General features: G+C 63.5%; 9 protein-coding genes, 1 tRNA gene and 2 pseudogenes. 8 read left to right on the plus strand and 4 right to left on the minus strand.

Annotation, left to right across the window (positions count from 1 at the left end; translation table 11 throughout):
* Positions 1-18: 18 nt before the first annotated feature.
* Together purD and LCI23_RS17495 are read right to left on the minus strand one after the other, a co-directional pair.
* Positions 19-1,284 carry a phosphoribosylamine--glycine ligase gene (purD, locus tag LCI23_RS17490; RefSeq protein WP_224947733.1) on the minus strand — a complete coding sequence of 422 codons (1,266 nt, stop codon included), beginning with the start codon at positions 1,282-1,284 and terminating at the stop codon, positions 19-21.
* A 13-nt stretch (positions 1,285-1,297) separates the two neighbouring features.
* Positions 1,298-2,023, minus strand: coding sequence for a YebC/PmpR family DNA-binding transcriptional regulator (locus LCI23_RS17495; protein ID WP_224947734.1), 726 nt, complete (start codon positions 2,021-2,023; stop codon positions 1,298-1,300).
* 160 nt (positions 2,024-2,183) lie between these two features.
* On the opposite strand from LCI23_RS17495, the gene LCI23_RS17500 reads away from it, so the two are divergent.
* From LCI23_RS17500 to LCI23_RS20600, 4 genes are read left to right on the plus strand one after another with little or no spacing between them, the layout of a single operon-like run.
* Positions 2,184-3,104, plus strand: a complete 921-nt coding sequence (locus LCI23_RS17500; RefSeq protein WP_224947735.1) for a DMT family transporter — start codon at positions 2,184-2,186, stop codon at positions 3,102-3,104.
* Positions 3,101-3,499 (plus strand): methylglyoxal synthase, encoded by a 399-nt coding sequence (locus tag LCI23_RS17505; RefSeq protein WP_224947736.1) that lies wholly within the window; start codon positions 3,101-3,103, stop codon positions 3,497-3,499. Before LCI23_RS17500 ends, LCI23_RS17505 begins: the two co-directional genes overlap by 4 nt.
* Positions 3,500-3,510: 11 nt before the next feature.
* A complete protein-coding gene (locus LCI23_RS17510) occupies positions 3,511-4,485 on the plus strand; it encodes a quinone oxidoreductase (RefSeq protein ID WP_224947737.1) in 975 nt (324 codons plus the stop codon).
* Entirely contained in the window at positions 4,482-4,607 is a 126-nt protein-coding gene (locus LCI23_RS20600; protein WP_268824822.1) for a hypothetical protein, read from the plus strand. The genes LCI23_RS17510 and LCI23_RS20600 overlap by 4 nt, the downstream gene beginning before the upstream one ends.
* Before the next feature lie 60 nt (positions 4,608-4,667).
* On the opposite strand, the gene LCI23_RS17515 is transcribed toward LCI23_RS20600, so the two are convergent.
* Positions 4,668-5,309, minus strand: coding sequence for a DUF4136 domain-containing protein (locus tag LCI23_RS17515; protein ID WP_224947738.1), 642 nt, complete (start codon positions 5,307-5,309; stop codon positions 4,668-4,670).
* A 193-nt stretch (positions 5,310-5,502) separates the two neighbouring features.
* Between LCI23_RS17515 and pepN the strand changes: the two genes are divergently transcribed.
* From pepN to LCI23_RS17530, 3 genes are all read left to right on the plus strand, one after another.
* A complete protein-coding gene (pepN, locus tag LCI23_RS17520; RefSeq protein ID WP_224947739.1) occupies positions 5,503-8,148 on the plus strand; it encodes an aminopeptidase N in 2,646 nt (881 codons plus the stop codon).
* A 122-nt stretch (positions 8,149-8,270) separates the two neighbouring features.
* Positions 8,271-9,272: a class 1 fructose-bisphosphatase gene (locus LCI23_RS17525; protein ID WP_224947740.1), complete on the plus strand. Its 1,002-nt coding sequence runs from the start codon at positions 8,271-8,273 to the stop codon at positions 9,270-9,272.
* A gap of 121 nt (positions 9,273-9,393) precedes the next feature.
* Positions 9,394-9,469, plus strand: a tRNA-Thr gene (locus tag LCI23_RS17530).
* 325 nt (positions 9,470-9,794) lie between these two features.
* Here LCI23_RS17530 and LCI23_RS17535 read toward each other — a convergent pair.
* Positions 9,795-10,996 (minus strand): annotated as a pseudogene (locus LCI23_RS17535) (ISL3 family transposase).
* A 192-nt stretch (positions 10,997-11,188) separates the two neighbouring features.
* Here LCI23_RS17535 and LCI23_RS17540 point away from each other — a divergent pair.
* Positions 11,189-12,281, plus strand: a pseudogene (locus LCI23_RS17540) (IS3 family transposase).
* The last annotated feature ends 117 nt before the right edge of the window (positions 12,282-12,398 follow it).

Consider the following 12,398-nt stretch of genomic DNA (forward strand, 5'->3'; position numbering starts at 1 on the left):
CTCGTATGCTTGCGCGGCTTACTTCAGGCCGCGCCAGCCGATGTCGCGGCGGTACTGGGCGCCGTTGAAGTGGATGCGTTCCACCGTCTCGTAGGCCTGCTTCTGGGCCATCTTGACGCTATCGCCCAGGCCGACCACGCACAGCACGCGTCCGCCGCTGGTCTGCAGGCTGCCGCCCACCAGCTGGGTGCCGGCGTGGAAGGTGACGCATTCCGCCGTCTCGGCGGGGATGCCGTCGATGACATCGCCCTTGCGCGGGCTGTCCGGGTAGCCGGCGGCCGCCATCACGACACCGACCGCGGTACGGCGGTCCCATTCCAGTTCGACCGCGTCCAGCGTGCCGTTGCAGGCGTGTTCCAGCACGTTCAGGAAATCGCTCTTCAGGCGCGCCATGATCGGCTGGGTTTCCGGGTCGCCCATGCGGCAGTTGAATTCCAGCGTGCGCGGATTGCCTTCGCTATCGATCATCAGGCCGGCGTACAGGAAGCCGGTGAACACGATGCCGTCCCTGGCCATGCCCTGGATGGTCGGGTTGATGATTTCGCGCATTACGCGCGCGTGCATCGACGGGGTCACGATCGGGGCCGGGGAGTAGGCGCCCATGCCGCCGGTGTTCGGGCCTTCGTCCTTGTCCTTCAGGCGCTTGTGGTCCTGGCTGGTGGCCAGCGGCAGCACGTTCCTGCCGTCGCACATGACGATGAAGCTGGCTTCCTCCCCTAGCAGGAATTCCTCGACCACGATGCGGGCGCCGGCGTCGCCGAAGGCGTTATCGGACAGCATGTGGTCGACCGCGGCGTGCGCTTCGTCCGGTGTCATCGCGACCACCACGCCCTTGCCGGCCGCCAGGCCGTCAGCCTTGATGACGATCGGGGCGCCGTTGGCGTCCACGTAGGCGTGGGCCGCGGCCGCATCCGAGAAGCTCTGGTACTTCGCGGTCGGGATGCCATGGCGCTGCATGAAGGCCTTGGCGAAGTCCTTCGAGCTCTCCAGCTGCGCCGCTTCCTTCGTCGGGCCGAAGATCTTCAGGCCGCGCGCGCGGAACAGGTTGACGATGCCGGCGGCCAGCGGCGCCTCCGGGCCCACCAGGGTCAGGGCGATGTTTTCGGCCACCACGAAGTCGGCCAGCGCCGCCGGATCGGTGATCTCGACGTTCACCAGGCGCGCGTCGCGCGCGGTGCCGCCGTTGCCGGGGGCGACGAAGACAGCCTGGACGCGCTCGGACTGCGCCAGTTTCCAGGACAGGGCATGTTCACGGCCACCGGAGCCGACGACGAGGATTTTCATACGATGTCTTTCGTTACTCTTCGATGACCGCGTTGGTGTAGACATCCTGGACGTCGTCCAGGTTCTCCAGCGCGTCGAGGATCTTCTGCATCCTGGCGGCGTCGTCGCCAGTCAGCACGGTCTCGTTGTCCGGCTTCATGATCACTTCCGACACCTCGGCCTTGAAGCCGGCCTTTTCCAGCGCTTCCTTCACGCCGGCGTAGGAGAACGGGGCGCACAGCACTTCGAAGCCGCCTTCCTCGTCCTGCACCACGTCGTCGGCGCCGGCTTCCAGCGCGGCTTCCATCAGCTTGTCTTCATCGACGCCCGGCGCGAACTGGAACTGGCCGACGTGCTTGAACATGAAGGCCACCGAACCCTCGGTGCCCATGTTACCGCCGTACTTGTTGAAGGCGTGGCGCACTTCGGCCACGGTCCGCACGCGGTTGTCGGTCAGGCAGTCGACGATGATCGCCGCGCCGCCGATGCCGTAGCCTTCGTAGCGGATCTCTTCGTAGTTCACGCCTTCGAGTTCGCCCGCGCCGCGCTGGATCGCGCGCGTGACGTTATCCTTCGGCATGTTCGCGTCGGCCGCCTTCTCGACCGCCAGACGCAGGCGCGGGTTCGAGTTGATGTCGCTGCCGCCCATGCGCGCGGCCACGGTGATCTCCTTGATCAGGCGCGTCCAGATCTTGCCGCGCTTGGCGTCGGTGGCGGCTTTCTTATGCTTGATGTTGGCCCATTTGCTGTGTCCAGCCATGTCGAGAATTCCTTAGACGGTATGCAAGAGTGGGCGACATTCTAGCATAGGCCCTACCCGCCAAATCGGCGCCGGCAGTCGCGGAAACAACAGCATGGCGGCCGGAAGCGAAGCCGGCCTGGCGCCAGCGAAGCCGGCCGATCGCCCGTACAATCCATGGATGAAGCGAAGCACTCCCGTCAATACCAGCGCGCCCCTGCCGCGCGCCGCCCTGGTGTCCGGCCTGGCGATCGCCGTCGCCGGCGCCGTCCTGTTTTCCACCAAGGCCATCGTGGCCAAGCTGCTGTACCGCTACCAGATCGATGCGGTGACGCTGATCGCGTTCCGGATGCTGTTTTCGCTGCCGGTGTTTGCCGCCGTGGCGCTGTGGAAGATGCGCACCCAGCCGCCGCTGGCAGTGCGCGACCGCTGGCGCATCGTCGGGCTGGGCCTGCTCGGCTACTACCTGTCGAGCTACCTGGACTTCCTCGGCCTGCAGCACATCTCGGTCGGGCTGGAGCGCCTGATCCTGTTCCTGACCCCGACCTTCGTCCTGCTGGCCAACATGCTGGTCTTCAAGCGCCGTATCGGCGCGGCCGCCTGGGCGGCGCTGGGCCTGGCCTATGCCGGCATCGTGCTGGTGTTCGTGCACGACCTGGCGGGTGGCGCCGGCAATACGGCGCTGGGCGCGCTGCTGGTGCTGGGCTCGGCCCTGGCCTATGCCGTCTACCTGATCGGCACCGGCGAGATGGTGCGCCGCATCGGCTCGCTGCGCCTGGTGGCCTATGCCATGTGCGTCTCGAGCGTGGCCTGCATCGGCCAGTTCTTCCTGCTGCGTCCGGCGGGCATGCTGGTGCAGCCGGCCGGCGTTTACTGGCTGTCGCTGGTGAATGGGGTATTCTGTACGATCTTCCCCGTGTTCATGACCATGGCCGCGGTACAGCGCATCGGCGCCGCCACCGCCTCGCAGGCCGGGATGATCGGGCCGGTATCCACGCTCTTCCTCGGCGCGCTGATCCTGGGCGAACCGGTCACCGGCGTGCAGCTGGCCGGCACCGGCCTGGTCCTGCTGGGTATTTATACGCTCTCGATAAAACAATGACCATGACTGCCAGACCAAGGATCGCGCTGATCGCGCACGACAAGAAAAAAGACGAGATGATCGCCCTGGCCCGCGAATACCTGGGCTTCCTGCAGGCGTGCAGCCTGTGCGCCACCGGCACCACCGGCGGGCGCCTGGCGAAGGAACTGGGGCTGGCGGTCGAACGCATGCATTCCGGCCCGGTGGGCGGTGACCTGCAGATCGGCGCCCGCCTGGTCAGTGGCGGGATCGATTGCGTCGTGTTCCTGCGCGATCCGATGACCCCGCAGCCCCATGAACCCGACATCAACGCGCTGGTGCGCGCCTGCGACGTGCACGACATCGCCTGCGCCACCAACGTCTCGACCGCGCGCCTGGTACTGTCGCAGCTGATGCGCAGCGGCACCCAGGCCTGAAGGAGGACCGCATGGTCAAGGCAATCCGCATCGCCGCCACCGGCGGCCCCGAGGTACTCGACTACGTGGACACCGAGCCCGGCACGCCCGGGCCCGGCGAGGCGCGCGTGCGCCACCACGCGATCGGCGTGAACTACATCGACACCTATTTCCGCAGCGGCCTATACAAGCTGGACCTGCCCTCCGGCCTGGGCCAGGAAGGCGCGGGCGTGGTGGAAGCGGTGGGCGAGGGCGTGACCCACGTCGCGCCCGGCGACCGCGTCGCCTATGCCGGCGGCCCGTCCGGCGCCTACAGCGAGGCGCGCGTGATGCCGGCCCATTACCTGGTGCGCCTGCCGGAATCGGTTTCCTTCGAAACCGGGGCCGCGATGATGCTGCAGGGCCTGACGGTGCAGTACCTGTTCCGCCAGACCTATGCCCTGCAGCCCGGCCAGACCATCCTGTTCCATGCGGCCGCGGGCGGCGTCGGGCTGATCGCCTGCCAATGGGCCAGGGCGCTGGGCGTGAACCTGATCGGCACGGTCGGTTCGGAAGAAAAGGCGGCACTGGCGCGGGCGCATGGCGCAGCCCACGTCATCAACTACAACACCGAAGACGTGGTGCAGCGCGTGCTGGAGATCACGGGTGGCGCCAAGGTGCCGGTGGTCTACGACTCGGTTGGCAAGGATACCTTCATCCGCTCGCTCGACTGCCTGCAGCCGCGCGGGCTGATGGTCAGCTTCGGCAATGCCTCCGGCGCGGTGCCGCCGTTCGCGCTGAGCGAGCTGGCTTCGCGCGGCTCGCTCTACATCACGCGGCCGACCCTGTTCTCGTATGCGGCCACGCGCCCGGCGCTGGAAGCGATGGCGGCCGAACTGTTCGAGATGGTGGAAAGCGGCAAGGTGAAGATCGAGGTCAAGCAACGCTTCGCCCTGCGCGACGCCGCCGAAGCGCACCGCGCGCTCGAAGGCCGCCGCACCACCGGTTCGACGGTGCTGCTGCCATGAGCGAACAGCCGGACAAGGACGACGGCGCGCCGAAATTCGGGCGCCTGCTGGTGGTGCTGGCATTCGCGCTGGTACTGATCGTGGCGATCACCTTCGGGTCGGAGGCCTATTTCACGCCGTAACGCCGATATGAAAATGGGGCCTTGCGGCCCCATTCTGCTTGCTTGCTTGCTGGCGGGCGCTCAGCCCTGGTTCTGCTTCAGCTCCACCCGGCGCGCCACGCCCGAGGGCCCGGGGAAGCCCTCGAAGGCGCTCTGCACCAGGGCCGGCATCACGGCCGGGGTGGACAGCTGGCGGCTGGTGTTGTGCACCGTCACGTCGAACAGGCGCTTGCCGTCGGCGGCAGACTTGATCCCGACCTGCAGCTCGCGCCGGTACTGGTGTTCCACCGAGACCTGGTAGGCCGGGCTCCAGAACGGATCGTAGAACGGGCTCGCGTACCAGCCGCCCCAGTAGCGGCGCGGGAAGCCGCGGTAGCCGAAGCGCGGCATCGGATGCCACAGCGGCTGGTAGAAGGGCGAGACCGGCTCGAATACGCGCACCGGCACGTCGGTGGTGGTGAAGCGCATCGACACCGTCAGCGCCGGCTTGCCGGCGCCGGCATCGCGAAAGCCCAGCCGCGCCAGCTGGCCGCGCACCAGGTCCTGGTAGGCGCGGTACTCGAGCGTGTCGTCCTGCGCAGGCGGCGCCTCGAACACATAGCTCTTGTCCTCGACCTGCGCCGGCCATTGGTGAAAAGTGGTGACGTCGCTGCGGATCGTGGTGGCGCACCCTGTCAGCAGCATCGCGAATGCCGCTCCGGCGGCGACCATCAGGCGTTTCATTCTGTTCTCCCTTATCGAGACGGATTTTTCCTAGGCTGTAGATTAGCTTCTGTTCAGAAACTATTGAAGCACATTTACACCCGGTTACCGCCCGCACATTCCGATACATGCACAAACGTGGCGGACGCGCGAAATCTTGTTGGTAAAATAAGCACCTCATCACGCATCCCAACTGCCTTTTTGCGGACTTCCTATGCGCACCGACACGCCCCAGACGATTTACCGGAGTGACTACACCCCGCCGACCTACCTGGTGGATACCGTGGAGCTCGGCTTCGACCTCGACCCCGCCCGCACCGTGGTTGCCAACCGCATGACGCTGCGCCGCAATGGCAGCAGCGCGCGCAACGAGATCACGCTGCATGGCGAAGACATCGAGCTGGTGGCGCTGCGCCTGAATGGCCGCGCGCTGCAAGATGGCGAATACACGCTGCGCGACAACCTGCTGCGCATCCCGGACGCGCCGGACGAAGCCACGCTCGAGATCGAGACCGTGTGCGTGCCGGAACAGAACACGACCCTGAGCGGCCTGTACACCTCGAACGGCAATTTCTTCACCCAGTGCGAGGCCGAAGGCTTCCGCCGCATCACCTATTTCCCCGACCGTCCGGACGTGATGGCGGTATATACGGTGATGCTGCGCGCCGACAAGGAGCGCTATCCGGTCCTGCTCTCGAACGGCAACCTGGTGGAGGAGGGCGAGCTGGGCGATGGGCGCCACTACGCCAAATGGGAAGACCCGTTCAGGAAGCCCTCTTACCTGTTCGCCCTGGTCGCCGCACGCCTGGTATGCCAGGAGGAGACCTTCCGCCTGGCGGATGGCCGCGACGCCCTGCTGCAGGTCTGGGTCGAGGAGGGCAACCTCGACAAGACCGACTACGCCATGCAGTCGCTCAAGCACAGCATCCGCTGGGACGAGGAGCGCTACGGGCTGGAACTCGACCTGGACCGCTTCATGATCGTCGCCACCGGCGACTTCAACATGGGCGCGATGGAGAACAAGGGCCTGAACATCTTCAACACCAAGTACGTGCTGGCCAATCCGCGGGTGGCGACCGACATCGACTTCCAGGGCATCGAGGCGGTGGTGGCGCACGAATACTTCCACAACTGGACCGGCAACCGCGTCACCTGCCGCGACTGGTTCCAGCTGTCGCTGAAGGAAGGCCTGACGGTGTTCCGCGACCAGGAATTCACGGCCGACATGATCGGCACCGCGACCGGCCGCGCCGTGACCCGCATCGACCAGGTGCGCACCCTGCGCCAGGCCCAGTTCCCGGAAGACGCCGGCCCGATGGCGCACCCGGTGCGCCCCGACTCCTTCGTGGAGATCAATAATTTCTACACCGTGACCGTGTACGAGAAGGGCGCGGAAGTCGTGCGCATGTACCAGACCCTGCTGGGCCGCGAAGGCTTCCGCAAGGGCATGGACCTGTATTTCGCGCGCCACGACGGCCAGGCCGTCACCTGCGACGACTTCCGCCGGGCGATGGCCGACGCGAATGGCCGCGACCTCGCGCAGTTCGAGCGCTGGTACGACCAGGCCGGCACCCCGGTGCTGCGCTTCGAGACCCGTTACGACGAAGGGGCGCAGACCTATGGCATTACCCTGTACCAGTCTTGCCCGCCGACGCCGGGCCAGCCCGAGAAGCGCCCCTTCCACATCCCGGTGGCCATCGGGCTGCTCGACCACGAGGGCAATGACATGCCCCTGGTCCTGGATGGCAAGGAGCTGGGCAGCACCATCGTGCTCGAACTGACCCAGGCCGAGCAGACCTTCGTGTTCAGCAATGTGAAGGAACAGCCGGTGCCGTCGGTACTGCGCGATTTCTCGGCCCCGGTGATCCTGCAGCATGGTTATGGCGACAGCGAGCTGCTGCACCTGTTCCGCTTCGATACCGACCCGGTCAACCGTTGGGAAGCGGGGCAGCGCCTGGCCATGGGCCGCCTGCTGAAGCTTACCGGCGAAGCGCCGGTATCGTCCCGCCTGAGCCTGGACGACACCTTCATCGAGGCGATGCGCAAGATGCTGACCGACGAGGCGCTCGACCCGGCCTTCCGCGAGCAGGCGCTGCTGCTGCCGACCGAGACCATGATCGCCGAGCAGCTCGACGTGGTCGATCCCCTGGCGGTGCACATGGCGCGCCAGTTCATGCGCGCCAACATCGGCGCGCGCCTGCGCACCGAGCTGATGGCCCAGTACCAAGCCAACCAGACCCCCGGCCCCTACAGCCCGGATGCCGCGTCGGCTGGCCGTCGCGCCCTGAAGAACCTGGCGCTGTCCTACCTGAACGCGGCGCCGGACGAAGAAACGGTGGCGCTGGCGCTGCGCCAGTGCCGCGAGGCGGACAACATGACCGACCGCGCCGCCGCCCTGAGCGCCCTGATCCACGCCCGCGCGCCGCAGGCCGAGGGCGAGCTTGAGCGCTTCTACGAGGAGTTCCAGCACGAGGCGCTGGTGGTCGACAAGTGGTTCGCGATGCAGGCCTCGGCGCCGACCACCGACATCGCCAGGGTGCGCGAACTGATGCGCCACCCGGCCTTCAACCTGCGCAACCCGAACCGCGCGCGCAGCCTGGTGGCCACCTATTGCATGAACAACCCGGTCGAGTTCCACGCGCCGAACGGCAGCGGCTACCTGTTCTGGGCCGAGCACGTGGTGCTGCTGGACGCCCTCAACCCGCAGGTCGCCGCGCGCCTGGCGCGCGCCATGGACCGCTGGCGCCGCTACACCCCGGCACTGCAGCAGCACATGAAGACCGCGCTGCAGCAGGTGGCGGGACAGCAGCGGCTGTCGAACGACGTGCGCGAGATCGTGACCAAGGCGCTGGCCAACTGAATGTCGTAGGGTGGGCAGGTCTCCTGCCCACGCGTCCCGCTTACCGGCGAAAAGACGCATTGCCTCTTCCCGCCCACCCTGCAAGAACAAGAACCGATTCGAAACCAAACCAAAGGAAGTCCATGAAACGCGTCAGTCTTACGCAATACCTGGTCGAGGAACAGCGCCTCCACCAGACCATCAACGCCGAGCTGCGCCTGCTGATCGAGGTCGTGGCCCGTGCCTGCAAGCGCATCAGCTATTCGGTCAGCAAGGGCGCGCTCGGCGAAGTGCTGGGCAGTGCCGAGACCGAGAACATCCAGGGCGAAGTCCAGAAGAAGCTCGACGTGATCTCGAACGAGATCCTGCTGGAAGCGAACGAGTGGGGCGGCCACCTGGCGGCGATGGCTTCTGAAGAAATGGAAACCATCCGCAAGATCCCGAGCCGCTATCCGAAAGGCGAGTTCCTGCTGCTGTTCGATCCGCTCGACGGCTCCTCGAACATCGACGTCAACGTTTCGATCGGCACCATCTTCTCGGTGCTGAAGGCGCCGGAAGGCATGGCGGAACCCACCGAGCAGGACTTCCTGCAGCCGGGCGCCCAGCAGGTGGCGGCCGGCTATGCCGTGTACGGCCCGCAGACCATGCTGGTGCTCACCACCGGCAACGGCGTGCACTGCTTCACCCTCGACCGCGAGATGGGTTCCTGGGTGCAGACCCAGAGCGACATGAAGATCCCGGAAACCACGAAGGAATTCGCGATCAACATGTCCAATAAACGCCACTGGCACCCGCCGGTGCAGCGCTACGTGGACGAGATGCTGGCCGGCAGTACTGGCCCGCGCGGCAAGGACTTCAACATGCGCTGGATCGCCTCGATGGTGGCCGACGTGCACCGCATCCTGAACCGCGGCGGCATCTTCATGTATCCGGCCGACCTGCGCGATCCTTCGTCGCCGGGCAAGCTGCGCCTGATGTACGAAGCCAATCCGATGGCCATGATCGTCGAGCAGGCCGGCGGCATGGCCACCGACGGCCGCAGCCGCATCATGGATATCCAGCCGACCAGGCTGCACCAGCGCGTGCCGGTGTTCCTGGGGTCGAAGAGCGAAGTGGAACTGGTGACTGGCTACCACCAGCAATAGGCCCGGACCTAAGGAGCTGGCGGCGTAGCACGATACACACTAGCTAAGTTGTCGAGTTGTTTGCTAGAATACGGTGCTTCGCCGGCCGGCCTTCAGGCTTTCCGCGCGTGGTACAGGTTTAGCCGCTGTAGCTCAGTCGGTAGAGCAGCGCATTCGTAATGCGAAGGTCACCAGTTCGATTCCGGTCAGCGGCACCAAAGTTCTGTAATGAGATCAAAGGGTTACATGCTTTAGCATGTGGCCCTTTTTTCTTTCTTGCGATCCTCTTTCGATTGTGTAACCGCGGTGTAACCCAGCTTTGTCTACGGTCTTGCCTGTTCGCCGTGCGATGTTACTGATAATGATTAGCCACCTTGACCCCGAGCGTGTAGTGAGGGCACAGCTCGGCAAAGGGCTAACATCTAAGACTCAAGGTAAATGCGGGCAGGCAATTGACCGGTGGAAGAACATTGGCGCCCTGATCACACGGCTAATGCGCTACGGATCTGAACCGAACCGTTTGCTGGCCAAATTTTAGGTTAATCACGGATTTCCGGGAAACGCGGCTTTGATCTTCAGGAAAAAGAAGTCGCTATCCCGGTAGCCGTAGGCCATTCGCTTCATCACCTTGATACGGTTGTTAATGCCTTCGAGCTGGCCGGTGTGCATTGGCCAGCGCAGTCGTGCTGCAATGCCTCGCCAGTAAGGCTTGAGCTTGACAGCAAACTTCTTTAGCGGTTCGATTCCGCTGTCACGCGCCATCTTCAACCAGTTGCGCCAAGCGAGAAGCCACTGCCAACCGCCAGATGTCTGCCAGAGTTCCTTGAGTGTTGTCTCATCACATACACTGTCATCAAGGCCTGGTTGGCAGCCAGCAGCTCATCGAGCTTTAGCTGCTGCGCTTGCGGGACGTTTTCCCGGTTGCGCAGCAATAGCCATCGAGAGCGCTTGATGACTTTGCGCTGAGGACGGTCGTCGCGCAGGCGGTTTGCCTCGTCAACGCGCACCCGGTCGATCACCTCACGTCCGTACTTGGCAACGACGTGAAACAGGTCATAGACTACGCGCGCCTTCGGACATTGCTGCTGTACTTCCAGGTCGAACGCGGTATTCATGTCCATCGCGACGGCTTCGATTTTGGCGCAGCGTTCAGGGCTGAGCCATTCGAAGAACGGACGGATGGCCTCGCGGCTGCGGCCTTCGCCAACCCAAAGCACCTGCCTGCTGTCTGCATCGAGCACGACAGTGGCATAACGATGACCCTTGAACAGTGCAAACTCGTCCATCACGAGCCGAGTTGGCTGTGCTGCAGGCAAAGCGGCCAATTCACGTTCCAGCTTGGCACGCTCGATATTGCGTACTGTTTCCCAATGCAGCTGCGCTAGTTTGCATACGTGGGCAACTGGCAGCTTCTCGCACCACAAGCCCACAAACTCGGCCAGAGAGCGGGTTACCCGGGCATGACGATCCAGCCAAGCCACACGCTCGGTACGGGTGCCGCATTGGCCGCAGCGAAGGCGCCTCAAAGGAACACGTAACCACACTGGTAAGCCGAGCATCGGCATCTCGCGGATAACGCGCACGCTCGCTTCATGGACCTGATAGCAGTGATGATCACAACCACTGCATACCATCGGCGCCGCAGGATCCCGGCGCAGATCGATCCACACTGCGCCAGGGCGGCGCTCTAATTTGAATGCAACGAACCCTTCCCAGAACTGGAGGGCGAGATTATGATTCGTCATGAAAGCGGTGGGAAAAGTTGATTTTGTTGGTCGCACAACAAGTCTAGCTCTTCTTCACCGCTTTCTTGTTTTCAGAACCCACCTCCCGCTAATCCGTGAAGAACCAAATTTTAGCCTGATCTGCATTGGCGGAATTAAACACTTCCGGACGCGAGTTTTTGGTCAATAATTCCTTCGCGGGAGGGCTTGACAATGAAGCGCAAACATTTTCCAGCAGAACAAATTGTAGCGATCTTGAAGCAGGCTGAGCTGGGAATGGCTGTCGACGATATTGTCCGGCAGCTCGGAATTTCTGAGTAGACGTTTTACCGCTAGAAGAAGCAGTACGGCGATATGCAATCCGAAAGCGTGCGGGAACTCAAGATCCTGTAGGACGAGAACGCACGACTGAAGAAACTGGTCGCTGAGCTGAGCCTGGACAAACCGGTCCTGCAGGACGTTGCATCAAAAAAGTGGGGCGGCCCGCGCTGAAGCGTGAGGTGGTCGATTACATCGTCGAGCACTACGGGTTGAAGCTGGCGCGGACCTGTCGACTGATCAAGTGAGTACGTAGTACGCAGTATTTGACGAGCAAGAAAGACCCAATCTGGTGCTGCGCCAACGCTTGCGCGAGCTGGCTCAGGTGCGCGTACGCTGGGGCTACCGGCGTCTGCACGTGCTGCTCAAGCGCGAGGGCTTTCAGCTCGTGTCAACCAAACCTACCGCTGGTACTGCCTGAAGCAGTTGCAGTTGCGCGCCTGGCGCAAGAAGCGGCGCAAGAGCGCAGTTGCCCGCCAGGCACGCATGCAGCCACGTCGGGCAAACGACGCCTGGAGCATGGATTTTGTAGCCGACCAGCTGTCGGACGGAACGAAAATACGCCTGCTGACGATCATCGACATTTATACCGGGGAGTCCTTGGCTATCGTGGCCAGCCATCGCTTGCGGGGTAAGACGTCGTCACTGCACTCAACCGTATCATCGCAAACCGGCCAGCACCGGAATATCTCTTTGTCGACGTTGCCAGCGAATTTTCGGGGCAAATGGTAGACCTGTGGGCTTACCACCACCAGACCAGGATCGACTTCAGCCGGCCAGGCAGACGACCGATAATTGCTTCATGGAAACTTTCAATGGATTGCTGCGTGATGAATGCCTCAACGTCCATTGGTTCACCTCTTTGAATGAAGTACAGAGCGTCGTGGAGGCGTGGCGCATGGACTACAATGAGATTCGGCCTCACATGGCTCTCAACGATCAAACCCCAACTGCTTTTGCCAGAAGCACGGATTGTGGGGAGCCTTAGACGGGCCATATACCGACCGATTTCTCGAACCCGAAGTGTCCATGAAATCCAAGAGGATCATGCAGGCGGCGCAGGCTTTCGACGCTGTAAAGAATGAAAAAAGCCATTATCGACTGA

The organism is Massilia sp. MS-15, from assembly GCF_020176695.1.
GTDB lineage: Bacteria > Pseudomonadota > Gammaproteobacteria > Burkholderiales > Burkholderiaceae_D > Telluria > Telluria hydrophila.